Origin of the sequence: Nitrobacter winogradskyi, assembly GCF_006539545.1 — a bacterium.
GTDB lineage: Bacteria > Pseudomonadota > Alphaproteobacteria > Rhizobiales > Xanthobacteraceae > Nitrobacter > Nitrobacter winogradskyi_A.
In genome coordinates this window covers 1-25625 of sequence record NZ_BJNF01000082.1, presented here as the reverse complement: position 1 = coordinate 25625, position 25625 = coordinate 1, and the positions used below count along the sequence as shown (strand labels likewise).

General features: G+C 60.4%; 22 protein-coding genes and 1 pseudogene. 9 read left to right on the top strand and 14 right to left on the bottom strand.

The window, feature by feature from the left end; translation table 11 throughout:
* Positions 1-106 precede the first annotated feature (106 nt).
* Positions 107-421, bottom strand: coding sequence for a YdeI/OmpD-associated family protein (locus NWI01_RS14620; protein ID WP_141384712.1), 315 nt, complete (start codon positions 419-421; stop codon positions 107-109).
* A 434-nt stretch (positions 422-855) separates the two neighbouring features.
* Here NWI01_RS14620 and NWI01_RS14615 point away from each other — a divergent pair, with 434 nt between their 5' ends.
* The 3 genes from NWI01_RS14615 (at position 856) to NWI01_RS14605 (ending at position 5079) form a co-directional block, all read left to right on the top strand.
* Positions 856-1365, top strand: coding sequence for an RNA polymerase sigma factor (locus tag NWI01_RS14615; protein ID WP_141384710.1), 510 nt, complete (start codon positions 856-858; stop codon positions 1363-1365).
* Positions 1366-1463: 98 nt separating this feature from the next.
* Positions 1464-2420 carry a FecR family protein gene (locus tag NWI01_RS14610; RefSeq protein ID WP_141384707.1) on the top strand — a complete coding sequence of 319 codons (957 nt, stop codon included), beginning with the start codon at positions 1464-1466 and terminating at the stop codon, positions 2418-2420.
* 100 nt (positions 2421-2520) lie between these two features.
* Positions 2521-5079, top strand: a complete 2559-nt coding sequence (locus NWI01_RS14605; protein ID WP_141384705.1) for a TonB-dependent siderophore receptor — start codon at positions 2521-2523, stop codon at positions 5077-5079.
* A 145-nt stretch (positions 5080-5224) separates the two neighbouring features.
* Here NWI01_RS14605 and NWI01_RS14600 read toward each other — a convergent pair whose 3' ends face one another.
* The 5 genes from NWI01_RS14600 to NWI01_RS14580 all read right to left on the bottom strand — a co-directional run bounded on the left by NWI01_RS14600 (position 5225) and on the right by NWI01_RS14580 (position 11891).
* Positions 5225-6265, bottom strand: coding sequence for an NAD-dependent epimerase/dehydratase family protein (locus NWI01_RS14600; RefSeq protein ID WP_141384703.1), 1041 nt, complete (start codon positions 6263-6265; stop codon positions 5225-5227).
* A 39-nt stretch (positions 6266-6304) separates the two neighbouring features.
* Positions 6305-7564 (bottom strand): hypothetical protein, encoded by a 1260-nt coding sequence (locus NWI01_RS14595; protein WP_141384702.1) that lies wholly within the window; start codon positions 7562-7564, stop codon positions 6305-6307.
* A gap of 113 nt (positions 7565-7677) precedes the next feature.
* The gene (locus NWI01_RS14590) at positions 7678-10089 is read right to left on the bottom strand and encodes a TonB-dependent siderophore receptor (protein ID WP_244613787.1); all 2412 of its coding nucleotides are present in this window, start codon (positions 10087-10089) and stop codon (positions 7678-7680) included.
* 122 nt (positions 10090-10211) lie between these two features.
* Positions 10212-11174 (bottom strand): FecR family protein, encoded by a 963-nt coding sequence (locus NWI01_RS14585; protein WP_141384699.1) that lies wholly within the window; start codon positions 11172-11174, stop codon positions 10212-10214.
* Positions 11175-11393: 219 nt separating this feature from the next.
* Positions 11394-11891: an RNA polymerase sigma factor gene (locus NWI01_RS14580; protein WP_141384697.1), complete on the bottom strand. Its 498-nt coding sequence runs from the start codon at positions 11889-11891 to the stop codon at positions 11394-11396.
* Between the two features lie 438 nt (positions 11892-12329).
* Here NWI01_RS14580 and NWI01_RS14575 point away from each other — a divergent pair, with 438 nt between their 5' ends.
* On the top strand, positions 12330-12773 hold the full coding sequence (locus NWI01_RS14575; protein WP_141384695.1) for an SRPBCC family protein: 444 nt from the start codon (positions 12330-12332) through the stop codon (positions 12771-12773).
* Between the two features lie 237 nt (positions 12774-13010).
* Here NWI01_RS14575 and NWI01_RS14570 read toward each other — a convergent pair whose 3' ends face one another.
* On the bottom strand, positions 13011-13406 hold the full coding sequence (locus tag NWI01_RS14570) for an ArsR/SmtB family transcription factor (RefSeq protein WP_141384692.1): 396 nt from the start codon (positions 13404-13406) through the stop codon (positions 13011-13013).
* A complete protein-coding gene (locus NWI01_RS14565) occupies positions 13403-13981 on the bottom strand; it encodes a peroxiredoxin (RefSeq protein WP_244613786.1) in 579 nt (192 codons plus the stop codon). The genes NWI01_RS14570 and NWI01_RS14565 overlap by 4 nt, the downstream gene beginning before the upstream one ends.
* Before the next feature lie 410 nt (positions 13982-14391).
* Here NWI01_RS14565 and NWI01_RS14560 point away from each other — a divergent pair, with 410 nt between their 5' ends.
* Entirely contained in the window at positions 14392-15279 is an 888-nt protein-coding gene (locus NWI01_RS14560; RefSeq protein WP_141384687.1) for an MBL fold metallo-hydrolase, read from the top strand.
* A gap of 41 nt (positions 15280-15320) precedes the next feature.
* Positions 15321-16985 carry a bifunctional protein tyrosine phosphatase family protein/NAD(P)/FAD-dependent oxidoreductase gene (locus NWI01_RS14555; protein ID WP_141384685.1) on the top strand — a complete coding sequence of 555 codons (1665 nt, stop codon included), beginning with the start codon at positions 15321-15323 and terminating at the stop codon, positions 16983-16985.
* A gap of 100 nt (positions 16986-17085) precedes the next feature.
* On the opposite strand, the gene NWI01_RS18995 is transcribed toward NWI01_RS14555, so the two are convergent.
* The 4 genes and pseudogenes from NWI01_RS18995 to NWI01_RS14540 form a co-directional block, all read right to left on the bottom strand.
* Entirely contained in the window at positions 17086-17235 is a 150-nt protein-coding gene (locus tag NWI01_RS18995) for a hypothetical protein (RefSeq protein WP_181410502.1), read from the bottom strand.
* A gap of 61 nt (positions 17236-17296) precedes the next feature.
* Positions 17297-19228 carry a di-heme-cytochrome C peroxidase gene (locus NWI01_RS14550; protein ID WP_141384682.1) on the bottom strand — a complete coding sequence of 644 codons (1932 nt, stop codon included), beginning with the start codon at positions 19226-19228 and terminating at the stop codon, positions 17297-17299.
* 34 nt (positions 19229-19262) lie between these two features.
* The gene (locus NWI01_RS14545; protein ID WP_141384680.1) at positions 19263-19664 is read right to left on the bottom strand and encodes a hypothetical protein; all 402 of its coding nucleotides are present in this window, start codon (positions 19662-19664) and stop codon (positions 19263-19265) included.
* 104 nt (positions 19665-19768) lie between these two features.
* Positions 19769-19957: pseudogene (locus tag NWI01_RS14540) on the bottom strand (DUF3363 domain-containing protein); the annotation flags it as partial.
* A gap of 181 nt (positions 19958-20138) precedes the next feature.
* Here NWI01_RS14540 and NWI01_RS14535 point away from each other — a divergent pair.
* Positions 20139-21461, top strand: coding sequence for a metal-dependent hydrolase family protein (locus NWI01_RS14535; protein WP_141384713.1), 1323 nt, complete (start codon positions 20139-20141; stop codon positions 21459-21461).
* Positions 21462-21524: 63 nt separating this feature from the next.
* On the top strand, positions 21525-21770 hold the full coding sequence (locus tag NWI01_RS14530; RefSeq protein WP_141384677.1) for a hypothetical protein: 246 nt from the start codon (positions 21525-21527) through the stop codon (positions 21768-21770).
* Between the two features lie 323 nt (positions 21771-22093).
* Here the strand turns inward: NWI01_RS14530 and NWI01_RS14525 are convergent, their stop codons facing one another.
* Complete coding sequence (locus NWI01_RS14525; RefSeq protein WP_141384675.1) at positions 22094-22978, bottom strand: dihydrodipicolinate synthase family protein; 885 nt, start codon at positions 22976-22978, stop codon at positions 22094-22096.
* Positions 22979-23021: 43 nt separating this feature from the next.
* Positions 23022-23801 carry an aldolase gene (locus NWI01_RS14520; RefSeq protein WP_141384672.1) on the bottom strand — a complete coding sequence of 260 codons (780 nt, stop codon included), beginning with the start codon at positions 23799-23801 and terminating at the stop codon, positions 23022-23024.
* 325 nt (positions 23802-24126) lie between these two features.
* Between NWI01_RS14520 and pdxR the strand changes: the two genes are divergently transcribed.
* Positions 24127-25566: a MocR-like pyridoxine biosynthesis transcription factor PdxR gene (gene pdxR, locus NWI01_RS14510; RefSeq protein WP_141384670.1), complete on the top strand. Its 1440-nt coding sequence runs from the start codon at positions 24127-24129 to the stop codon at positions 25564-25566.
* Positions 25567-25625: the final 59 nt, after the last annotated feature.

Here is a 25625-nt window from a genome sequence, read left to right as displayed (position 1 = left end):
GGCCGCTCTAAGGCCGCGCCGCCCCCCAAAAGCGCATGGAGCTTGCTCGTTCGCCAGATGCCCGGCGCAAGCCGGGATCTGGTGCGGCGCATTCACTGAAGCCGCTTTACGACCTCTTCTTCCGCTTCTGATCGATCAAGATCGCCTGTTGCCATCGGCTTGGCGCCTTATCGGCGCGATGGATGCAGCCCGCCCAGCAGCAGGGGCGTTTCTTGCCCTCCAATAGTTCGTCGCGGGTTCGCTCGATGCGACGCTGGCGTGTTCGCGGCTGCTTTGCGTCCTCCACCCAGCAGATGAATTCATTGCGACCGAGCGGCGTCAGGCTTTCCCACAACGCAAAGACTTTCGGATCTGATCGCAAGGCTGCCTGAAGATCATCGCCTGCCTTGTGGACAGTGCCATGTGGAAAGGTATTCGCCATGCAACCTCCAGCAGATGATCGAAAAACGCGCTCGGAAGCCTTTCGCTCGTGACAGGAATAACAGCTTGGGAAATGAGTGCGTTATCAGAATGATGCAAACGGGAGATGACGCCGCCTGTCTTTCCGGGGGCCGCTCTTAAACCCATTCTAAATCATTGAGTTTGCGCAAGAAGTATTCCGCCGCTATGGCCACCGTCAGGGATGGCAATGGCGGTTGACCCGGCTCGCCGCAATCCGCGTGGTTTGGAGACCAATGTGAACGGGACGGTGACGCATCAGTGCGAGTGGCAAGGGAGCAGGTATTGCCTCGCAGTTCCGCGTCCGTCCTGCCTTCTCGCTGTGATCCGCAACGGTCGCGTGATTTCGGGCCATCAGAATAGCCTGCTGCTCACCCCCAAGCGTTTTGCTTCGTGTCGAACGGAGGCGAGCGACTGATGCCTTGGGATTTTCACACGTTGTTTATGCGACACTCGAAGGAGATCGCGAACGCGTTGCGACGGCGAGGCGTCAGTCCGGAGAACGCGGCCGACCTCACTCAGGAGGCCTTCCTGAGGCTTCTCACCGCAGGCCGGCCGGACCAGACGAAATGCGATAATCCCCGCGCCTTTCTTTTCCGCGCCTCTCGCAACCTGCATATCGATCAGATCCGGCGCGAGCGGTGCGCGCCGCAGGTCGCGCTGACGGATGCCGAGTTCGAGGCTATTCCCGACGACATGCCGTCTCCGGAGACAATCGTGTTTGACCGGCAGCGGCTGGCGATTTCCGCCGCCGCCTTGCGGGAACTGCCTGAAAGGACACGTCGCGCCTTCGAGATGCACCATCTCGGCGAAAAAGGCATCGCAACCGTGGCTCGGGAGCTTGGTGTGTCCACCACCCGAGCCTGGGTCCTGATTCGCGGCGCCTACCGTCATGTCCGCGATCGCCTTCGCGAGGCGGAAGGTTAGCACGCGACCCGAGGGAAAAACGTCCGCTCCCGTTCGTATTCTTTAGTATGGAACCGTGGAGCGCAGACGTACCCTGCCCTATCCCTGAAGGCGTGTTCATGACCGACGAAATGTCCGAAGAGGATCGGCTGTTCATGGAAGCCACCGATCTGATGATCCGGCTGAAGAACGATCCCGACAATCCCGTTCCGCGCAGGATGATCCGGGAGTGGCGCCTGAGAAGCCTGGAGCACGAAAGCATATGGGCCGAAGTCGCTGAAATTCACGGCATGATGGTCAAGATCATCACCGATGAACGTGACGCCGGGAAGAAAGCAGCCGCAGGCATCACCCGGCGCTCGCTGGTCATCGCGGGACTGGTCGGCGCGGGCGCGGCTGCCGGTTATGCGACCTTGCCGGGTCTTCTGGTCGAGGCGAAAGCGGATTACACCACCGGCACGGGGCAGGTCCGCCGTGTTGATCTCGCGGATGGAAGCGTCGCGACGATGGGGCCGGACACAGCGCTGGCAGTGCAGTTCAGCGAAGAACAGCGATCGATCCGTTTGCTCCAGGGCATGGCGTTTTTTGATGTGACAAGCGATCCAGCGCGGCCCTTCCGGGTCTCGGTCGCCCAGCTTGTGACGACCGCGCTCGGCACCGCGTTCGAGGTCAGCGATGGCGCGGGCTATAGGTCAGTCTCGGTCGACCGCGGCACGGTGGAGGTCACATCCACGGCGGCGGACATCGAAGCCACCCGCCTGTCAGCCGGGCAATGGGTGGCGTTCGATGAACGCGATGGGACCAGCAAGCGCGGCACGCGCGGGCCCGACCAGATTGCCGCGTGGCGTACCGGACAGCTTTTCGCCGAGGATGAGCCGGTCTCGTCGATCATTTCCAAGATCAGCCGCTGGCAGCCCGGTCGCACCGTCGTCGTCGATCCCGGTCTCGGCACGCAGCGCGTCAGCGGCGTGTTTGACGTCGCCGATCCGCCTCGCGCGCTCAGGGCTCTCGTGCATCCATTCGGCGGACGCGTCCGGGTGATCGGCTCATATCTCACGTTGATTTCCCCGATCTGAATTTTTTTGACGAGACTAGGAAAACGGCGAAGCCCCGTTCGTATGCAAAATTAGGGGCGCGTTTCAGCAGCCCTGTCGAAGCATTCAAGGTGGCTTGATCATGGGGTTGAAATTTTCCGGTCGCACCGCGCGGGGACGTCTTGGCGCCAGCATTGGAGCGGTTTTGCTGGCGTCGACGGCGATGACGGGTGTGTCTTTGCTGCGATCGACACCGGCCGGCGCGCAGTCCGCCCAGACATCCTATTCGATCCCCGGCGGCTCCCTGAACCGCGTGTTGGCGGAATTCGGACGCCAGAGCGGTCTCCAGATTGTTTATGTTCCCGCGATCGCGGCAGGCAAATCATCTCCCGGCGTCAGCGGCGCCGTGTCGCCAGCGCAAGCCGTTGCGAGAATCCTTCAAGGCACTGGACTCACATATTCGTTCCCTGATTCACGAACCGTCTCGATCGCGGCGCCGTCCAGTGGCGCGGCCACCGGCGCGGCGCCCGCCGGCGCGATCGCGCTCGATACGATCGATGTGGAGGGAGTACCGTCGAGCGATCCCGGAAGGACGGAAGGCACCAACTCCTACACCACCAGCCGATCTTCATTCGGCAAGAATCAGACACTCCGGGAATTGCCGCAAACTGTCACGGTGATGACGCACCAGCGCCTTCAGGATCAGAGGTTGCTGACGGTGGAGGATGCGATGGAACGCACCCCCGGCATCACGGTTATGCAGCAATCCACCAACAGCGCCGCCTTCTATTCCCGCGGCTTCCAGATCACGAGTTACCAGATCGACGGCAACAGTCCGATATATGGCTCTGCGGGTACAGATGGCCTCAACGTGTCAGGCATGGATCTCGCCATGTTCGATCGCGTCGAGGTCATGCGCGGGTCCGACGCCCTCTATGGCGTATCGGGTGAACCAAGCGGCGTCATCAATTTTGTCCGCAAGAAGCCGACCAAGCAGATTCACGCGAATGCCGCGGTCAGCGGCGGCAGTTGGGACAACTACCGAAGCGACCTGGATGTCGGCGGCGCGGTCACCGAAAACGGCAGCGTTCGCGCGCGTCTTGTTGGCGCCTTCGAGGACCGGAAGTACTTCTATAAATACGCCAAAAGCAAAAAGCACATGCTTTACGGCATCGTCGAGGCGGATGTCACCGACAGCACGATGCTGACCGTAGGCAGCAATGTGCTGCGCCAGAACTTCGATGGATTTAATCTTTTCGGTCTTCCGCGCTATTCGAATGGCGCCGATATCGGTCTTCCGCGCAACTACTACCTCGGCGGCCCCGATGATCGCTGGCTGAGGAATAACACCAGACACTTCGTCCGAATCGATCAGCACCTCGGATCGGACTGGACCATGGGCGTCGAAGCATCGCGCGCAAAAAGCAACAATAACCGCCGCGACATGTCGTGGGCCTCCTATATCGACCCGCTCACCGGCACGGGACCTGGAACGTTCAGGGACAGAGACTTCGATCTGGACGAAACACAGGACACGCTCGACGCCGTGCTGAAAGGCTCATTCCGTCTGCTCGGCGGTGAACACAAGGTGACTTTGGGAGCCAATATCAACAAGCGCGACCAGCATATTGCAACGAGACTCCGCAATTCCAATATCACGCTGTCGCCGAACATCTTCGAGTATGACCCGTTCGACAATATTTCAACTCTTCCCTACCTTCCGGTATCCGACACCCGGAACAAGATCGTCCAGAAGGGAGTGTACGGATCACTCGTAGCCCAGCTTGCAGAACCTCTCAAAATGATCCTCGGAGGGCGGGTGAGCTGGTATAATTTCGACGGAGCCGTGGATATCCTCAATCGCAACACCGGCGCTGTCACTGACACGATTCTAACAAGGTACGAGGACAAGGGCATTTTCACCCCTTATCTGGGCCTGGTTTACGATCTGTCGGAGCGATGGACGGCCTATGCCAGCTTTGCCGAAACCTATATGCCGCAGGGAGGCAGCTTTCAGGGGCCGCCGCCAGGCACGCCGCTCGGTCCCGTCACCGGGCGTACTTATGAAGTTGGCGTCAAGGGAAGTATGCTCGACGGCCGCCTGAATACATCGCTCGCGCTGTATCATATCAAGCGCAACGGCCAGGCAATACGCGATATGGCATATCCGCCCACTCCCGGTAATTTCGGCACCGACTGCTGTTATCTCGGAAGCGGTCGCATCATGAGTCAGGGTGTGGATGTCGAGGTCAGCGGCGAGATCGTCGATCGCTGGCGGGTTCATGCCGGCTATACCTTCAACGACAACCAGAACCAGGCGGAGGGTGGCGTCTACAGCACCATCACGCCAAAACACCTTTTCAAATTATGGACAACTTATGCGTTTCCGGGCCAGCTTGAAGGTCTTAAAGTCGGCGGCGGCGTGACGGCACAAAGCTCGTACTATCAGAGGGGATTCATAAGGACATTCAACAACGGGGCTTACGATGGCCCCGAGACACCCTTTGATTTTACCGAGCCGGGCCGCGCGGTGGTCGATCTGCTCGTACAATACGACATCAGCAAGAACTGGTCGCTGGCTCTCAACGTCAACAACGTCTTCGACAAGAAGTATTACTATGTGACGGAGAGCAATCCCTGGGGTGGAAATTTCTACGGCACGCCGCGAAATTTCATGCTGACCGCGCGGGCAAGTTTTTAGAGGATAATCTTATCCGAAAGCCGGCGCCGCTTTTCGGGATCAAGCTCCATAGCGTTTCGAGCGAAGCGGAAACCGGTTCGCGTGACGAGAACGCGTCAGAACATGAAGAGAGTCTTTCACCGTTTCCGTGAAGAGGTGAAAGACTCTACGCCGAGACCCGCGGCTCGGCCGCATCCGCCTCACGGCGCGTGAGCCAGGCGATGGCGTCGGTGAGCGCGCCGTCGATCGGGCGAGGCAGATAGCCGAGCTCGGTCTCCGCCTTTCGTGTGTTCAGCGGGATCGAGCGCAACGCGATGCGCACCGCCTCGATCGAAACACGCGGCGTGCGTTGGATCACCTGGCCTTCGAACCATTCGGACGCCGCCCCGATCGCAAGCGCCAGGGAAGCCGGCAACGCATGCACGTTGGTGCTGCGGCCGCACAGGCTGCCCACCCGCCGCACGAGTTCGCGCACGCTGACATTTTCGCCGCCGAGAATATAGCGTTCTCCCGCCCGGCCGCGCTCTCCGGCCAGGATGAGGCCGGTCGCGACGTCCCGCACGTCCACGAGGTTCAGCATCGAGTCCAGCACCATCGGCGGCGATTTGCGCGCGAACAGTTCGAGCATCCGCGTCGGCTCGGTAAAGTTGTGATCGCCGGGCCCGATGGGAACGGTGGGATTGGCGATCACGACACGCAGCCCATCGGCCGCCGCCTCCCGCGCGATCTGTTCGGCCATGAATTTCGATCGCGTATAGGGCCCCGGCATGTCTTCCGCGCGTTGCGGCATCGTTACCCCGCCCCTGCGGTAAGGAAACAGGATCGCTTCGGTGGAGCAGTGGACGATGTTGCGCACCCCTCTCTCGCGTGCCGCCGCGAGCATGAGTTCGGTGCCATGTTGGTTCACACGCTCGAAATCGGCGGGGTTCGCCGTCCACAGATGCGAGATCGCCGCCAGATGATACACGGTATCCACGCCGTCCAGAGCGCGCCGCACGTCGTGCGGATCCAGGATCGTTCCCTGGATGAATTCCGGCATGGGTCCGGGTGGCGGCGGTTGCAGATCCAGGACGCGGACGACGCCGTGCCGGCGGCGCAGCGCCGCAACCAGATGTTGTCCGATGAATCCATTTCCACCTGTGACAAGTATCGGGCGACGGCCGGTAAGCGCCGTTCTGGCGCGAGGTTGCAGCGTTATGGATTTCACGTACGCAGCTCCAAGGAGATCGACCCTGTGATGAAGATACTACACCGGCGGGCCGTTCCAACCTTCAATGATCCGAATGCTTTCCGGATTCAACAAATGATCCCCCCAGCCCTTGCTCACAAGGCGCTCCGCCGCGCCCGGCCGGACGAGTAGCAAGGCGGCGGCAAACACGGTGGGAATGACGCTCGGCCAATCGATGCGCAGAGGCGTCAGTTCCTCCTGGCTGCCCCGGTAAACGCCCGTTCGCATCAGCAAATGCCGGCATTCGCGCAACAGTTCCAGCCTCGACCCAGACCGCATGGCGCATCCGAGCAAGGCCTGCAGGGCCAGATGCGTGCGCACGCCCGCGCGGCCCGGAACCAGCGCCTCCGGCGAGACTCCCCGCGTCACCCGCAGGAGCAGGCTCAACAGGTCGTGCCCGGCGAGCAGAGCATTCATCGGCTCGACCAGGCGCGGATTGCAATCGATGTACAGCACGTCGTTAGCACCCGGCGTCAGATAGTCCACCGACAATGCGCCGTGCCAGTCGAGGCGCCTGCCGATACGCGTCAGATGCTCCCGCACCAGCGGGCGATCGACGCTTTCCTTCACCGCATCCCCGCCTCCCGCGCCACGGGCAATCTGCCGGTAAGCGTGCATGCCCAACAGTTGTCCTCGGTCGAACACCGCCTGCGCATGTTCCACGGGCGCGTCGATGAACTCTTGTGCGACCACGTCGTCGGCGAATGCGTCGCATCGCGCGAGTTCCCTGACCGCGGCCGCAAGCTCGCGCGGTCCCTTCACCGGCCACACCGCCCGGCTCGCCGTGCCGGTCGCGGCTTTCAGGATCAGCGGAAAACGATCGAGCGCCAGCACGTCCTCGCTGGTCCTGACGAGCAGCGTGCGCGGCTGCGGCAGGTCGAGGCCGCTGAGGAGGCGACTGAAGGAAGCCTTGCTGTGCGCCTGCTGATAGGCGGCGTGCGCCGGCAGGGCGACGGCGACATGCTTCTCGATCGCCTCGCGTATTTTCGAAAGCGCGTATCCCTGCTCATGGATCGGCAGCAGCACATCAAAAGGCCGCCTCGCCAGAAGCGCCCGCACGAAGGTGACATAGCCGGCCGGATCGACGCCAAGACCCGGGCAGCGATGAAATCGCCGAACGAACCGCGAGAAGCGTCCAAAGCAGCGCGGATCGGGATCGCACACCTCGACATGATGCCCCTGCATCCCGAGAATTGTGATCGCCTCGCGCGCCGACGTGCTCGATCCCTCGGACAACAGGATACGCAGCGGCGACGTTCTTGCCTCGCTCGTTGTCATAACCGGATTTAGAGCATTTTCCGGCCGAGTGGAATCCGGTTGGCGCGAAGAAAATGCTGTCAATCAAAAACGGCGTGATGCGCGCGGCGCGTGCGGCCGCGCAACAACGCCGGTTACCAGCGATAGGTTACGGTGCCTATCACGGTGCGAACACGTCCGACGTTACATTGAACAGGAGAGAAGCACCCACCGACATACTGATTGTCGAACAGATTGCTGACGTTGATCAAGACACGCCAGTTGTCGATGTCGTAGCGGGCCATCGCGTCCACCACCGTATAGGCGGGCGCATAGAACGTGTTCAAAGAGTCTCCCGCGCTAGCCGAGACGTAGCGTACACCGCCGCCGAGTCCGAGCCCGTTCAGGGCGCCCTCGCGGATGGTGTAGTCGGCCCACAGAGACGCAACATGAGGCGGCATGGTCACCGGCCGTTTGCCCAGATTGGCGCCGTTGCTCCTGGTGACTCGCGCATCGTTATAGGCATAGGCTGCGGTCAGGTTGAGATTGCTGGTCAGGCTGGCGACCGCCTCGAACTCGAAGCCGCGCGAGGTGACCTCGCCGGTCTGGATGGACCTTCCGGGATGATCGGGGTCCGGCGTCGTGACGTTCTGCCGCTTCAAATCGTAAACTGCGGCCGTCATACGCAAATTCATGTCCTTGGGCTGGTACTTGATGCCTGCCTCGTACTGCACGCCGGACTCCGGCTTGAATGGTGTCCCGTCAAACGTTGTCCCGGAAATTGGCAAGAAGGAATCTGCATAGCTGATGTAAGGGACCACCCCGCTGTCGAACTCGTAACCGAGCCCGGCTCGCTTGGTGAAGGCGCTATCATTCTGACTGGTAACCGTGCCGTTGGGATTGAAGATGTTCGTAGTCTTAGAGTCCGCCCAATCGTGGCGGCCGCCGAGAGTCAAAATCCAGCGGTCGAGCTTGATCTGATCCTGAAGGTAGATGCCGGTGAAATTTTGATTCTGCCGGGGTCCGTAATTATCAGCAGGGATAAAAACAGGTGAACCATAGACCGGTGCAAAAACATCGAGTGGGCCAACAACGCCGTCATATGTAGCTGTCTCGGTGCTTTTCCGCCATCGATAGTCGACGCCGAACAGCACGGTATGATGCAAGACACCGGTGGTGGCTTTCAACTCGGCCTGGTTGTCGATCGCAAACGTGTCCCAACTAAAGCGACTGCGATACGCTTCACGGTTGAGCGTACGAAGGTCTGCTTGAAGACCCGACGGCGCGATATCATCTGTGTTGTAACCCTCATGGGAGTACTGCAAGTTCTGTCTGAATATCACACTGTCTGTAGCGCGATGCTCAAGATTGTACCCGACAACAGCCATTTCCGCATTGCGTTGACTGACATTAGGTTCACCGATAAAGCGCGTGATCGGGATTCGTCCGTTCGGATTTGGCAACACCGTTCCTTGTGCTGGAAGGCCATAGTTCGCTCGAAAATCGGTTTTCTGATAGACGCTGAAAGCCGTGATCTCTGTCGCGGCGGTCGGGCGCCAAGTGACAGCGCCGGACAGGAAAGTACGTTGGTCGTTCGAGAAGTCGATGCCGTTGCCGCTTTCGCGTATCAGGCCGGTGAAGCGATAGAGCAGCGTGTTGTCGCTCGTCACTGGGCCACCAAAATCGAAGGCGCCACCCTTCCGGCCGAAGTTGCCGCCCTGAAGTTGCACTTCGTGGAGAGCTTTTTCGGTAGGACGCTTGGTGACAAGGCCGATTATTCCGCTGGGCTGACCCTGGCCATAAAGAACCGAGGCTGGTCCGCGCATCACCTCTACGCGCTCCAGACCATAAGGATCCACACTGTGATTATTGAGCGTGCGCAGCCCATTTAGATACGTTCCCCCCGCATTAAACCCTCTCATCGCAACTGCGAAGTCGGTCTGATTGCCGCCCATCTCGGCATGGACACCGGCTGTGTATCTCAGCGTTTCGGGCAGCGACTGGACCTGCCGCGTTTGCATCTGGTCGCGCGTGACGACGGAGATCGACTGCGGCACCTCGATGATCGGTGTATCGGTCTTGGTGGCGGTGGCGCTGCGGCTGGCGACAAAACCGTTCACCGGCCCCCACGCGGTCTCGCCCTGTACATCGATCGTATCAAGCGAGATCGCGCCTGATGGAGCCGCGCCAGCGCCGCCAGCGGCCGCCGGCTGCGAGATCGCAACAGTAGTGGCGTTGGTGAAGTGGTAGCTCAGCCCCGTGCCCTGAAGGATGCGCGCAAGCGCCTGCTCGCGCGTGGCCGGGCCTGAAATACCCGGCGACGTCTTTCCGGTCCCGATGCTTGTCAGATAAGTCACTTGCAGGCCGGCCTGCCGGCCGAATGCCGTCAGCGCCCGACCGAGCGGACCGGCCGGCACATTGAACGACGTCTGCGCCGCGCCCTGCGCACAGGCGTCGCCGCCGGTCACGACGACGCCGGCGATCATCGCCGTGCTCATCATCAACGCTGATGCCAGCACCCTGCCGATGCCGGCCTTGCCAGAAAACGCCCGAGCCGCGTACCCCATAACCATTGCCACCCCAATTGTCTCGTCAGGAGGGCTCGCGGCGTCAAAATGCTTGGACGGCGCCAGCCCCTATAGCTGATACAATCGGGGTCGATTTTTTTTACCTGCTCGCGAAACTTTTTTTAGATGGGGGAAATCACCGTCAGATAGGACGAGACCTGCCGGACATGGGCGCCGGCCGGATGCACGACGGCTTCAAGCGCCCGCTTAGGATTAGTCAAATCAAAGATTCCGCTCACCCGCTGCGAACCAATGAAGGGATCGGCCATGACGATCCGCCCCGGAATCCAGCGACCGATGCGCGCCACCAGCGCCGAGACCGCCTCCTTCTCGGCCATGATCAGATTGTCGCGCCACGACGCGATCTGACCCGCTTCGCGCGATCCGCGCTCGATCGCATAGGTCGCGCTATCGAACGTCACCCATTCTCCGGCGGAAAGCTTCGTGCCTGCCGCGATCGCCGAACCCGACGCCCGCGCTTCGACGACGCCATGATCGACCGAGATCGAGAGCATGCCGGCATCATTGGCAACGTCGAAGGCCGTACCAAGCGCCGTTGCCGTCAACTCCGCCGCCTGCACGGTGAAGGCTCGCTTCGGTTCGGCCGCGACGTCGAAGAACGACATGCCGGCCAGAAGCTGAACACGGCGAAGCTGGGTGGTGAAATCCACTGCAATGGCGCTATCCGGCCCGAGCGTCACCACGCTGCCGTCTTCAAGCGTGACGCTGCGGATTTCGCCCTTGGCGGTGATATGGTCGGCCCGGCCGCGAAGCAGCATCTCGGGCAGGATTGAATAGCCGGCGCCTGCGGTTCCAAGGCCGATGATCCCGCCGATCACGAGATTACGCCGCGTCAGTCCCAGTTTCTCGCGACGTTCAGTCTTGCGGCGCTGGGTCAGGATCTTGCCGGAAGCGCCGTGAACCTTGGCCACCCGCGCCCAGATGCGTTCATGCTCCGGGCTCCGCGACCGCCAGACCTTCACCATCTCGGTCGCGACCGGATTGCCGGGGTCGTTCTGCAAGCGGATGACGAGATCGATCGCTTCATCCATCAGGCGATACTGATCTGGCCCGGGCTGGCTCATTCATATTCCTTCGAGAGGCGGCGAGATGCGTCGAGAATCGCGTCTACCCTTCTAGAGTCTATTTCAACTGCATTGAATCCGATTCAACCGCGTTGAATCAGACTTGTCGCTTATCTTTTGTTTGAGCATGATCTTCTCCGAAAACCGGTTTCCACTTTTCGGGATCATGCTCTAATACAAACGGGCAGCGTCGAATTTCACGCGAGAGACGAAAAAAACTCAGAAATCGTCCACCCGCGTCAGGAGATGCCGATAGCCATTCCGGATCAGCTTCCAGGCCCGGCTGGTCGAGACGCCCAGTTCGTCGGCCACTTCCTGGATGGTCTTGTCGCCGAGCCGGTGCATCTCAAAGGCCATCCGGGTGCGCTCCGGCAATTCGGCGAGAGCTTTGCGCGTCTGCGCCAGACATTGCCGTGAATAGATGATCTTCTCGGCTGACGGCGTTGGATCGGCGATAGCGCCCGCCTCATTGAGATCAGTCGTCTGTATCAGGCTTTCGCGGCGAAGGTGATTGATGCTGAGGCTGCGCGATACCTGATAGAGGTAGGCTTTCGGATTGTGGTTGGTCCGGGCCTCGCCCGGCGGCGAGGCCAGCACGCGCAGGAACGTATCCTGGGTAATATCGGCGGCCGTCTCGGCATTGTGGCCGCGGCGGCGGAGAAAGCGATCGATCTCCCGCGCATGCCGGATGAACAGCTTTTGCAGATCCCACGTCATCGGCGCCCCGCACGGCACACGCCGACGACCTTCGCGCGGCCGGAAAATCCAGCCAACGGAAGCCGATGAACCAGGTTGGATGCGAACCTCGAACGAACCATGATGCCGACGCGAATTGCGCGAGTTTGAGAGGCCGGCACGCTGTCACCGGTGCCGCGACCGTCGCATCAGGCGTATGGCCTTTGAAATTCCGCCGCAACCGTAATTATTTAGATTGGTTCTAGAGAAATCGATCGACATACATTCGTCGAACGACATGCGAGCATGTGTGGGGTGATCATGAAAGCGACGCGATGAACTGGCACAAAACGCAACGCAGATGTCGTTTCCACCACGCGGTTGCGCCTTTGTCTTTGACCGGCCGCGCGCAGGCCGGATGCGCTCCGCCTGAGATTTGCAAGCAACGCTGACAGGTTGCCGAACCGCGAGGAGAGAACCATGCCCAGCACGATCCGACTTCACCGCGTCATCGCCGCTAAACCGGAGAAGGTCTATCGCGCCTTTGTGGAGAGCGATGCCGTCGCAAGCTGGCTGCCGCCCTACGGCTTCCTATGTACTGTCCAGGAACTGGAAGCGAAGGTCGGCGGCAGACACCGGATGTCCTTTCGTAATTTCACCACCGGCGCGAACCATAGCTTCGGCGGTACCTATGTTGAACTCGTGCCGAACAAGCGTCTCGTTTACACCGACAGCTTCGACGATCCGAACCTGCCCGGCGAGATGCGCGTGACCGTGACCTTGAAGGCAGTATCGGTCGGCACTGAGATCAACATCGAACAAACGGGCGTGCCGGATGTAATCCCGCCCGAGGGCTGTTATCTTGGCTGGCAGGACTCTCTCGACAAGCTTGCAAGACTGGTGGGACCCGAGATCAACCAGTAGCACACGGTTGCCATGACGCCACCACCGCTTCGAACGGTCATCCGATCGCAATAACGGACGGGTGCGCGATACGCATTTGAGGAAGTCACCCTCGCTTATGACGTTCAGGGATCAGGGGGAGCATGCAGTCAGAGACCGGTGGCTCCGCCACTCGAAATCTGCACGCCGGCCATTCCGGTTCGCCGCAAGAAAACGCGGCCAGACAATGAGTCTGTTTCAACTATGTTGAGTCAGACTCTAACGAAGCCGCGCGAAATTCGCCGCTCCATGAACGACGTCTTCACACGCTGGACGGAAATCGTGCCTCACGGCGTTCAACAATGCCTGTTCCGGATTCTCGGCATTGAAGACAGCCTCGATGCTGCGAACGCAAAGCGCCACTGACTCATGAGCCAGACTGTAATAGATCTGCTTTGCCTGTCGTCGTGTGGTGACGAGTTCGGCCTTACGGAGTTCCGCGAGTTGCTGGCTGAGCGCAGGCTGTCCGATCCCGGTCGCCGCATCGATTTCCGTCACCGACTTCTCGCCTTCCCGCAGCAGCGACAGGATCATCAGGCGTTGAGGTTGAGCGAATTTGCGCAATCTGTCTGCTGCAAAATCCGCCTGCTCGCGGGATTGCCATAAGGCGCTCATGTTACGCTCCGGCAGAACCAGTCGGCATCCTTTTGCGTTTTTTCATCGGCAGGCAAGAGCAGCGGTTCTCCGGGCTGCCAGTTGGCGGGCGCCAACTTCTGGCTCGACGCGGTTGCCTGCAGCGCCGCCACCATCCGCACCATCTCATCAATCGAACGGCCGATCGTCAGCGGATAGTGGGTAATCGCGCGAATGACGCCTTCGGGATCTATGAAATAAGTTGCCCGCACGCTCGCGCTGTTCTCGGCGGCTTCGTCGATCATGCCGTAGGCGCGGCCTACCATCATTGATGGGTCCTCGATCACCGGAAATGGAATCTCCACCGCGAACAGTTCCGTGATCGTCAGGGTCCAGGCGAGGTGCGAATAAAGACTGTCGACCGAAAGACCAAGCAGAGCACAGTCCAGCGCGGCGAAGCGGTCCTGCGCTTTGGCCAGCGCGACAAATTCCGTGGTGCATACAGGCGTAAAGTCCGCCGGGTGCGAGAAGAACACGAGCCACCGGCCTCTGTAGTCGGAAAGCCGGATCGGACCCTTCGTGGATCTGGCTTCGAAGTCGGGGGCGGCATCCCCCATCCGCAAGGGGAATGGAGAAGGAGTGAGACGAGGCGTCTCATCGTTCTTCAAAAGGGACATAGGGCCACCTGGAGGTTTCCTGTCGAATGACAATTCAGCCCAAAACACTTACATAATTATCTAATTATTGAAACCGTAATATCACGTTGCACAATGATTGAAGGCCCGCTTGACCCCTATCAGTTTCATATTTACAGTGTATAAAATATATAATTATGTAATTGATAGCTGACGGAGATGGTTATGCGGCCCTCAAGCGCCTTGGGGACCTGGGTCTCCGCCACGAGAATCGGGGAGCAGGCAGAGACCCTGAAATCCCTCCTGCCCGATCTTGACCGCCTGCCATCTGCTCTGCTCGGCCGTTGAGGATGAAGACTGTCCCATGCCCGCCTGACCTAGGGAGTCCCACAATGAGCTATCCGATCGATACTCAGGTTAAGCCCGAGGTTACTCCGTTCTTCGATCCCGAGACCAACACCATCAGCTATGTCGTCAGGGATCCGTCGTCTCCGTCCTGCGCGGTTATCGATTCCGTCATGGACATCGACTACGCCGCTGGCCGCATCAGCTACAAATCAGCGGATCTGATCGTTGCCTATATCCGTCGCAACGGGTTGCAGGTCGATTGGCTCATCGAAACCCATGCACACGCCGATCATCTTTCGGCTGCGCCGTACATCCAGCAGCAGCTTGGCGGCAAGCTCGGCATCGGTGAACACATCCTGACCGTGCAGGAGACCTTCGGAAAAATTTTCAACGAAGGCACGGAGTTCAAGCGCGACGGCAGTCAATTCGACCGACTGTTCAAGGATGGCGATACCTATTCGATCGGCAGTATGACCGCGCTTGTCCTGCATACTCCGGGACATACGCCGGCTTGCACGACCCACGTCATCGGAGACGCGGCCTTCACCGGCGATACGTTGTTCATGCCTGACGCAGGTACGGCGCGGGCGGACTTTCCGGGGGGCGATGCCCGCACGCTCTATCGCTCCATTCGGAAACTCCTGGAAACACTGCCGCCCGAAACACGGTTGTTCCTGTGCCACGATTACGGGCCTGACGGCCGCGAAATTCGATGGGAAACGACTGTCCGCGAAGAGCGGAAGCACAATATCCATGTGCGCGACGGAATCAGCGAGGATAGCTACGTGCAAACGCGCGAAGCCCGCGACGAGACGCTTTCGATGCCGCGCCTCATCATGCCGTCGCTTCAGGTCAACATGCGCGCCGGACATCTGCCCGAGTCGGACGAGAGCGGAAAGACCTTTCTGAAGGTACCTATCAACACGCTCTAAGGGCGGGACCACCAGCCGGATATGAGAGAGAAGGAAAACGCATGGATACGAAGAAACTATCCGATGAACTGAGCGTGTCGGCACAGGTCATGCCGCAGGATATGGCCGCGCTGAAGCAGGCTGGTTTCCGTTCGATCATCTGCAACCGGCCTGACGGCGAGGCCGCCGATCAGCCGTCGGCTCGGGAACTGGAATCGGCAGCGTTCAGCCATGGACTCGAATTCGTCCATCAGCCGGTCGTTGCCGGCAAGATGTCGGATGATGACGCCGTGCAATTCGCGCAGACATTAAAGAGCCTGCCGAAGCCGACCCTGGCATTCTGCCGTACAGGAACACGCTCCATTTCGCTTTGGTGTTTGGCGAATGCATCCACGCAACCCCTCCCCGCGCTGCTCGGCGCTGCCAAGGCAGCCGGCTACGATATGTCCGGCATCGTGCGGAGGATCGCTAACGGTGGCAGAACCCCGACACATCTGGCCGACGCAAGCTATGACGTTGTCATTGTCGGCGGCGGCGCCGCCGGCATCGCCTGCGCGTCAAGTCTCCTGGCGCGCGCGCCCGATCTCGACATCGCCGTCATCGATCCCGCCGACATTCACTACTACCAGCCCGGATGGACCATGGTCGGCGCCGGCATTTTCGACGCAACGTCAACCGTCCATACGATGGCGTCGGTCGTTCCCTCCGGCGTCACCTGGATCAAAGCCGCGGTCACCGCATTCGAGCCGGCCGAGAACGCCGTCATTCTGGAAGGATGTCGCCTCGTAAAGTATAGCCGTCTCGTCGTCTGCCCCGGCCTGAAACTCGATTGGGAAAGAGTTGATGGATTGACCGAAACGTTGGGCCGCAACGGCGTGACCTCCAACTATCGCTTCGATCTCGCGCCCTATACCTGGAAACTCGTCCGCTCCATGAGATCAGGAAACGCGGTGTTCACGCAGCCGCCGATGCCGATCAAGTGCGCCGGCGCACCGCAAAAGGCGATGTATCTGTCGGCCGATCATTGGCATCGTCAGGGTCATCTCCGCGACATCGATGTCGGATTCTATAACGCGGGTGGCGTTCTGTTCGGCGTTGCCGATTACGTTCCCGCCTTGATGGAATACGTCAGGAAATATGATGCAAAGCTGAAATTCCAGCATAACCTCGTCGCTATCGATGGTCCGGGAAAAAAAGCTTACTTCACCAGGACCTCGGCCGATGGTCCGGCGGAGACCGTCGAAGTGTCGTTCGACATGATCCACGTGACGCCGCCTCAATGCGCGCCGGATTTCATCCGCGTGAGCCCACTGGCTAACGCGGCTGGATGGGTCAGCGTCGATCAGGGGACCCTGCGTCACAACACATACGAAAACATCTGGTCTCTCGGCGATGTATGTTCCGCACCGAATGCAAAGACGGCCGCGGCGGCCCGCAAGCAGGCGCCGATTGTTGCCGAGAATATCTGCGTCGATTTGGGTCTTCGCACCAGGCAGGCTGTTTATGATGGTTATGGATCATGTCCGCTCACCGTCGAGCGCGGCAAAATTGTTCTGGCCGAGTTCGGCTATGGTGGAAAGCTTTTGCCGAGCTTCCCCGCCTTCATTCTGGACGGCAGGAAGCCGACCCGGGCAGCCTGGTGGCTGAAGGAGAGAATCCTGCCGCCGATCTATTGGCATGCGATGCTCAAGGGCAAAGAATGGATGGCTGCTCCAGACGTGCGCTGACGGCGAGCGTGCCTATGGTCCGTGACATATTCCACCGGCCCGCACAGCATACGGTTCTGAGCGGTCGCTGTCTTTGGATCGCCGTCGTAAACGCCATCAACTACCAGCGATAGCTCACCCTGCCGAGCACGGTGCGCACGCGCCCGGCGTTGCATTGAACGAGATCGAAGCAACCCGCTACATAATGCTTGTCAAACAGGTTGCTGGCATTGATGGAGAAGCGCCAGTTGTCGATATCGTAGCGGGCCATCTGCGATTTAAAAGGAACCACGCGTGAGGCAGTTACGCGTGACGACAGCGGCAAAGATAGTTTAAAGCGTTTTCAAGTATTGCACCAACGCATCCCGTTCGACATCGGTCAGCCCGCGTCCGATGACGCCATTCGGCAGCTTGGTCTTGTCAGACTCGGCGCCTTCAAATGAATGCCCAAGATTGCTGTTTCCAAGTCCGGTTACGTCAAAACGGGTGATCCCGGCCGCACATGTTTCACCAGATTTCACCGGAAGGCCGACTTTGACAGGATCGAACTCCCGGCTTCCGACGCAGAAAACCTGGGGCCTTAGGTGCTGCGGGGTGAGCATATCATACAGGGTCGGCACCGAGCCGTTGTGAAGGTAAGGCGCCGTGGCCCAGACACCGTCGAGCGGTCGTGCGCGATAGTGCGTCACCAGGACGATCGGCGGATTGGCGGGCTTGCCGCTATCAGACGAAATCGGCTTGAAGGTCTTTTTGTTTTGGCAGTTCCGTCGCTCCCCCCGCATGATCCTCTCCTGATCCGCCGGTAGCGGATTATCCTTGAACCATTGGTCGATCGACTTGTCGACCACCGCCATCAGCGCCAACGCGAATGAAGCGTTGAGCGCTTCGTCATTCGGCGGCAGGTCGCAGGACCACTGCGCGTTGAGTTGCTTGATTGGATTCACGCCAAGCGAAGGCGGTATATAGACCTGGCGCTCGGAGAGAACCCGAGCCTGTTGGCGATCAGTGCCCATGACGGCGACCGGCTTTTCAACGGCATTGAAAAACCTGCGACCACCGATCGTGACCCAGTTCTTCTCAGCTCGATCCGGATTCTCGGCGCGCCAGAACGAAAGATCGGGCCGCTCCCTGTCGAACTCGGGATCGTGCACGGGACCGCGATGACACTCGACGCAAAGCTCAGCGTAGAGCCGTCGACCGCTTCTCACTTTCTCCTCGTCGACCCGCCAGGCTGGATCGCTCTCGAATATATCCGCGACCTCCTTCCATCTGGGCGCAGCCAGTCCCTTGAATTCCGGCGCCTGACCAGGCGCGTTATCGGCAAACGGATCGGGCCCGCGAAGCATTTCCTCAATCCAGAAGATGTTCTTCATCTTCATCGACGACCTGAACAGCGGCCGATTTGGATCCGAATGCTCTGTCAGGTTAAGTTTTGTCTTCACGCCCAGCGACTGCCCTGCATTGCGGACGAGTTCATTCTGGACCGAGCCATCATATTGCGCCCATAGGAACCACGGCACGTCCCAGATGGGCGGAAAGCTGACCGGCGCATCAGGTCGCACATAATTCCGCGCAAGCACCTCAGGAAACGCTTGATTGTCCCTGGTAACCGGGGGCAGCAAATTCGAGAAGAAGATTTGATTGCCGATCCGGTTGAGGGCATCGAGCCGACCAAATCCTTCATCGATATAGGTCATATTTCCGCGCGCAAGAATCGCCTTGCTCCAATCCCTTTCGCGTTTGATCTTATCAAGGGTCTGTCGCAGTTTCTCTTTTAGTTCTTCCTTGAATGCGGAGCGATCGGCCGGTGGCGCACCAGCTTTTACGGCGCGCGCGATGACGCGATCGGCAAAACGGTTGAAGCGCGTGGGAACGTGAACGGTGTAAAAAATCGAAAGCCCGATGGCGGACTCCAGATTCCCGAGATTGACCATCGCCGGCCCGCCGTCAAAGCGAATGTCGACATCCCGATAACGGATTTGACCCGTGTGGCAGGCGGCGCAGGTGAAGCCAAGTTGAGCGGGATAAGGCTCGCCGGTAGCCGGCTCGACGCCGCTCTCCAGCTTTGCAAAGCCCACAGGTAACCCATCAGGATTTTCGGGATAATTTTTGAACTGTTCGGGTTCGTCCGCAGGATTGGTATTAAGCGTGTCCTTGCTGTAACCGAAATCGGACGCGCTGCTGTCAGGTTTGCGCGGACTGGGAATGAAGCCAAAACGGATCAGATAATCTCCATCGCTCAGCAGCCTAGGTGTGGAAAACACTGCGAGCTCCGCCCGCTCAAGCGAGACGAACCAGTCATAGGGCACTGGAAAGGTTGCGGTGCCTTGAGATGCGTGATGGAACCAGAAGCGCTCGCGCGCTGACCAATTTTGCTTCAGCCAATAGGCCTTCGAAGGCATCCGCGCGGCCGGCAGAGGTGGAGGCAGTATGGCTGACACTGTTTCGCCAGCCCGGCCGATATTCTTGAGCGTCGCTCTGACCTTCTCCGGTGCGAAAACTGCTACCAGAAAGAAAGTCGCCAAGGTCATCACTCCGCCAATGATGATGACAAAAGCAGCTTTGAAAAAACCAGGCCAATGTTTGAATGAAAAGCTCATAACAATGTGCACCTTTAGCCGGATCGACTTTTAGAGCCTTTTCGCTTCTGATGGAATCAGAACCACGTTCTATAATCTGATTTGACGCTTTTTTCTTCACGCGAACCGGTACCCACTTCGCTCGAAAGCGCTATAGCGGTTGCCATGATTCAGGTTACATAAATCCGAACCGTGTTCAACGCCCGAACCTTGCGTCGCTGGAAGTTAAGAACGCCGCAAGTGCAAGACGATGATAGACCCGATCCCTCGCGACCACCCCAACTGCCACGACACTGATCCGCCCTGCACGCGGCCGATGACCTCCCGGCCAAGCTGACGGTCGATGACCGGCCGCCATGGGACAAGGGTGAACTCGTGGCTCTTTTCGACGATGGCGAACTTGCCGCTGGATAGCTGACGGCGACGAAACCGCTTTCAATCCGGCGCGCCGTTGCACCGCTCGACGGAACCGCGTATCGTCGACGCAGGTCGACGTAATAAAATAAAATGCCATCTGAAAGCATGCCACGTCCGCCCGGGAGACGATCGTATGACTTTGATGTTTCGACGCGCTCTTGTCGCCATGCTCCTGGCCATGAGCGTCGGACTGACGTCCGCCGTCCGCGCGCAAGGCAATCCGCCGGCGAGCAGCGCCGTCACGTTGTTCGAGAACGTGCGCATTTTCGACGGCAAGAGCGCCGCGCTCTCCGCGCCCTCCAATGTTCTGGTGCGCGGCAACAAGATCGAGACGATCTCGACCCAGCCCATCGCGGTCGATCGCAGAGCGGATACCCGCATCATCAGCGGCGGCGGACGCACCCTGATGCCGGGCCTGATCGACGCGCATTGGCACGCAATGCTGATCCGGGTGACTCCGGCACAGTCATTCGGTGACGTCGGCTACGTCAATCTCGTTGCTGCCGCGGAAGCTAAAGACACGCTCATGCGCGGCTTCACCACCGTTCGCGACGTGGGCGGCCCGGTGTTCGGACTTAAGGCCGCTATCGACGAAGGAATCGTCAAGGGTCCGCGCGTCTATCCATCCGGCGCCGTTATCACCGTCACGAGCGGGCACGGCGATTTCCGCCAGCGCACCGATCTGCCAAGAACGATCGGCGGCATGCTCACCCGCATGGAGCAGGTCGGCGGCGCCATGGTCGCGGACAGCCCTGACGAGGTGCGTTTGCGCGTTCGGGAGCAACTCATGCAGGGTGCCTCCCAGGTCAAGTTGACAGCGGGCGGCGGAGTGTCGTCACCCTTCAGTCCGATCGACGTGTCCACCTTCACCGAGGCTGAACTGCGCGCCGCGGTCGAAGCAGCCGAGAACTGGGGGACCTACGTCGCAGCCCATGCCTTTACGCCGGCTGCGATCCAGCGGTCCATTGCCGCCGGTGTGAGGTGCATCGAACACGGCATGTTGATGGACGACGCAACCGCCAAACTGATGGCCGAGAAAGGCATTTGGCTGAGCATGCAGCCGCTCCCCGAGGACCTGAGGCTGGGCTTTCCGGTGGGTTCAGTCCAGCGCGCCAAGGCGGATGAGGTCTGGCCCGGCATAGGCAGAACCTACGAGCTGGCGAAGAAGTACAATATCAAGACGGCTTGGGGCACCGATGTGCTGTTCTCGGGCGCGCTGGCGCGGCAACAGGGGGCCATTCTGGCGTCGCTTGTCCGCTGGTACACTCCTGCCGAAGCGCTCGTCATGGCGACGTCGACAAATGCCGAACTTCTGGCGCTTGCCGGCAAACGCAACCCTTATCCGGGCAAGCTCGGTGTTGTGGAACAGGGTGCGCTCGCGGACCTGCTTCTGGTCGATGGCAATCCTCTGGACAACATCAACCTCGTCGCAGATCCGGGCAAGAACTTCCTCGTCATCATGAAGGATGGCGCCATCTACAAGAATGACGTGCCCAAGTGAGTCCCATTCCGGAGGGCGCGCGATCCAGATCATCGTGCCCGCACGTACGAAAGCGAGACGACAATGCGGTGGGTTCATACAGCAATCATTGTTCTGTTCGCGGCCGCCACGCTGATCTTCCTGGTGCAGAACCGCGAGATCGTGGCGGTAGACTTTCTCGGGTTTAGCGTGCGGGCGCCGTTCGCCGTGGTCGCGGCGGGTTTCTATCTGCTGGGGACAATCTCGGGTGGCAGCGTCTATGCCCTGCTCAGACGATCCATGCAGGGGGCCGGCGCAACGGGGGGCCCGCCGCCGCCCCGGAGTGCCTGAGGGCCCCCGCCTCTGCCCCAGAGGGTGAGCGCGCTGCGCGGTAGGGTTACCATGATCGGCTGCCGCGATGGCGTGGTGAAGCTGGCGAATATCGAGCGGCACATGCGACTTTCCCGTACTCCTATCGCCCGAAGAGTGCTCCGCTGGCCTCGGGTCCTTCACCGCTTCACGGAAGCGGTGAAGGACGTAGTTTTTTGATTTGACGCGTTTTCTTCACGCGAACCGGTTTCGACTTCGCTTGAAGACGCTATAGCCGCAACCGATTGCCGTAGTCGGCTCGGCTGAGTAAAAACTCCACCGGAACGTTGGCCACCCTTCGCTATTCAGTTCAGTGTCTCGAGAATGGCCGAGAGCCTCGCTCTGCCTGCCTCGTCCAGAGGCTTCACCGGAAGCCGCGGTGCGCCCACTGGCACGCCGGCTATGTCGAGCCCGGCCTTGATCGTCTTGGGCAAACCGCCCTTGAGAATGAAGTCGAGCAACGGCAGCTGCCGAAAGAAGGACGCTCGAGCGTCCTTGAGGCGCCCTGTTCGAGCCGCTTCGTAGAGCTCGATGTTATCGGCGGCGATCAGATTGGCGGCGGCCGTGCACCAGCCGGCCGCGCCTGCGGCGAAGGCTTCGAGGGCCAGTGGGTTGCATCCGTTGTAGAACGGAAGCTGTCCATCGGTCCGCAAGTAGAGTTGATGCATCCGCTGGATGTCGCCCGTGCTTTCCTTGACCATCGTGACATTGTCCACGGAGTCGACGATGCGCAGGATCAGATCGACGGACATGTCGATCCCACTGACCGCATGGTTGTTGTAGAGCATAACCGGAACGCCGATCGCCTTGCCGACCGCCTGATAGTGCGCGACGATCTCGTCTTCCTGCAGCTTCCAATACGATGTCGGCAGGACCATGACCGCAGTGGCGCCGAACGACTCCGCCGCTCGCGCGCGCCTCACCACGCCAGCCGTCGTTAGATCGGAGACGCTGACGATCACCGGGACGCGGCCGTTGATCGTCTTCACGCTGCGTTCGGCGACGGCAGTCCACTCCTCCTCGCTCAGATAGGCGCCTTCTCCTGTGCTGCCGAGGGGCGCAATGGCGTGAACGCCAGCGTCGATCATCCGCTCGATGGTCAGGTCGAGCGCGTTCAAATCGAGGCCGCCTTCGTCGTCGAAGGGCGTGATCGTGTAACCAATGATGCCATGGATGGCGTGATCGGGCATTTAGCTGTCCTTTATAATAGTAGGGGGAGTCGAGCGCGGCAGCTCAGAGCAGGCAGTCGTTGTGACGGTTCAGGACGCGGCGGGAGTAATAGTCGAAGGCCGCGCTGTGGCGCTTCGGCTTGGAGATCCAGTCATGGGCCTCACGCGCCAGGTTCTCCGGGATCGGCTTGATCTCTCCGGCGGCCATGGCCAGCAACTGCATCTTCGCCGCGCGTTCGATCAGCATGGCCAAAACGCAGGCCTCTTCGATCGTGGCCCCGGCGATCAGTTGCCCGTGATGGGACAGGAGAATGGCCTTCTTGTCACCGATCGCTTCGGCGATGATCTCGCCTTCCTCGTTGCCGACGGGCACCCCGGGCCACTTTTCGAGGAATGCGACCTCACCGTACAGCGGACACAGGTCCATGTGGGATACCACCAGCGGCACCTCCAGCGTCGACAGCGCTGCGATATGGAGCGGGTGCGTATGGATGATGCAGTTGACGTCGGGCCGCGCACGGTAGAGCCAGCTGTGAAACCGGTTTGCCGGGTTGGCCATGCCGCCGCCGTCGAGGACGTTAAGATCCTCGTCGACGAGAAGGAGGTTCTGCGCGCTGATCTCGTCAAACCCTAGACCCAGACGCTGGGTGTAATACGTTCCTGGCGCTTCAGCGCGACAGGTGATCTGGCCGGCCAGACCAGAATCGTGGCCACCTTCGAAGAGAATGCGGCAGGTCAGAGCGAGCTTTTGGCGATCGGTCCAGGTATTTTCCGCGATCGCAACCTTCATCCGGCTTTCGGCCAGTTTTACGAGCTCGTCTTTAGGCGCAGTCATCGTGCTCATTGTAGGCTCCTTTCAAATTCATCCCGGTATCGCCACCTGCTGGACGAGCCCGCGCTCCTCGACGCCTCGAAGCAGGTCGGCGGCGAAGCCCACGTCCAGGATCTTCCCGCGGATAGCCGGCCGAGGTCAGCACCGCCTCGAAGCTTCCCAGGCCTTCGAAGTGGACGCGCCGGATCGCGACGGCGGTCTTCAACGTTGCAGGCTCGCGTCGCAGGGATGGAACTCCGCAGCGACCGCGCGAACAGGTTGCGGCGCCTTCTCTCTGCTATCATATCGGCAACCGGCCTAGCTTATAGTGCCAGTTTTGATACAGGAGATAGGCCGGTTGGGATCGCGCCATGATCTAAAGCTTGAACTGACCGGTGACGGCGAACGACCGATGTTCATGAACATCGCTTATTCGATCATCCGGGAGATCGAACGCGGCCGCCTTAAACCCGGCGATCCGCTTCCGGGTACGCGGGCTCTGTCGACAAGTCTCAAGGTTCACCGCAACACGGTGGACGCTGCCTATCAGGAACTGACCATGCAAGGCTGGCTCGTGGCCAGGCCGTCGCGGGGGACCTTCGTCGCGAATGACCTGCCGGAGCCGGCCGGTGGCGAAACTCCGCCGCCTGCGCTCCGGGCGCCACTCGATCCAGTGGGACGCGGCACGGCGCCTCCAATGCTGCGCGTTTCGGACGGCGCACCGGACGCACGGCTCATGCCGGCCACCCAACTGGCAAGGGCGTTCCGAACTGCTCTGACGTCGCCGGCCTTCGTCGGCGGCGGCGATTACAGCGACCCTCGTGGGACCATCAGGCTGCGCACGGCCCTGTCAAGCTACCTCATCTCCGAGCGGGGGCTAACCGCCTCGGCGGATGACATGATGATCACACGCGGTAGCCAGATGGGTCTTTACCTCGCTGCCGCGGCGCTGGTTGAGCCGGGCGAAGCGATCGCGGTGGAGGAGCCGGGGTATCCGCTTGCCTGGTCCGCCTTTCGCGCCGCGGGCGCCCGAGTGGTCGGCGTACCGGTGGACGCGCATGGGATCGATGTCGATCGGCTGGCGGCGATCGCTGATCGCGAACCGGAGCTGCGCGCGATCTATGTGACGCCGCACCATCAATATCCGACGACTGTCACGCTCGGCGCAAGCCGCCGCCTCAAACTCCTCGACCTCGCACGTCACAAGCGGCTCGTCCTGATCGAGGACGATTACGATCATGAGTATCGCTTCGAAGGACGGCCGGTGCTACCGCTGGCGGCGCGCGCCGAAGCAGAGGGCGTGGTTTATCTCGGCTCTCTTTCCAAGCTGCTCGCCCCGGCCGTGCGCGTGGGGTACGCGATTGCCGCGCCAGCCGTCCTGACTCGTATGGCCGATCGACGCGAGGCCATCGACCGGCAGGGCGATGTGCCGCTCGAACAGGCGCTCGCCAGCTTGATAGAGGACGGCGAACTGCGCCGACACACCCGGAAGGCCCGCCGCATCTATGGTGAAAGGCGGGATCTGTTTGCCGCAACGATCCGTCGCGAGCTTGGCCAACATGTCGCCTTCGATCTGCCGGCGGGCGGACTCGCTTTGTGGCTGCGCCTGCGCGCCGGGCTCGATGCGGAAACCTGGGCGGCGAACGCAGCACAGGTCGGATTGGCGGTGTCGTCGGGTGTCAAATTCGTGCTCGACGCCGCGCACGCACCGCAGGCGTTTCGGCTCGGCTATGCCAGCCTGACCGAGATTGAACTGAGCCGGGTCGCCACGTTGTTGAAGAGGACGATTGCCGGATGACTTAGGAGTCCTAATGATTCCGCCTCTGCAAATCGAAAACTGATCTATGCAGCTAGAGC